We start from the raw sequence: 623 nt of genomic DNA, 5'->3' as shown, positions 1-623 counted from the left end.
AATGTTCGCCGTAAACCATGGATGCCTGAAACCGATCGAAGGAATCACGACATTCTGAATTCGTCATAAGATAAGCTAACGCCTGTTCGGTGCCTGCCTCTGGGTCTGCGCCATACGCAGGGAACCACTTCTTAAACTGCTCTGCGTCACTGACCATGATCTGTCTGGCAAGTGTCGAGACACGAGGCAGATTGAGATGGGGCAGGATGCAATGCAGGTCGTAGACGTGCCTGATGAGGAAGCGGTCATAAGCGTCTGTTTTCCGTCCTTCCAGATAACCTGCTGTCCGACGGGTCAGGGCCACGAATTTTTCGGCTGCGGTCTCGTCCACGGAAATGCAGGTGATCTGCTGTATTTCCGGTTCGGCATCCGTCGCCTCGCTTACGAAAGACCGTACCGATCTTTCGACGGTCGGGAGAGCCGCAGGCGCATATGTCAGTTCGACGAGAAGGTGCGGGCGCAGTTCGACATCTTCGCCCGTACTGTCCGCATAGCTCAGTTCGGCACGGATATAGTGGTTTTCGTTTTTGGCGGAAATGACGGGTTCGGGAAAACCGAGGTCCATCGCGATTTTACTGATGGTGTCCTTCAGCGTGCCCAGAATCTTCCGAGCCGCACTCTTG

At 54.6% G+C, this 623-nt stretch carries 1 protein-coding gene; it reads right to left on the bottom strand.

Annotation, left to right across the window (positions count from 1 at the left end):
* A partial coding sequence (locus tag KMAL_RS16750) for a nucleotidyl transferase AbiEii/AbiGii toxin family protein (RefSeq protein WP_146044269.1) occupies positions 1-623 on the bottom strand: 623 nt, incomplete at both ends.

Origin of the sequence: Novacetimonas maltaceti (genome assembly GCF_002906255.1) — a bacterium.
GTDB lineage: Bacteria > Pseudomonadota > Alphaproteobacteria > Acetobacterales > Acetobacteraceae > Novacetimonas > Novacetimonas maltaceti.
Note: the sequence above shows the minus strand (reverse complement) of the source record. Positions and strands in the feature narration are given on the sequence as shown.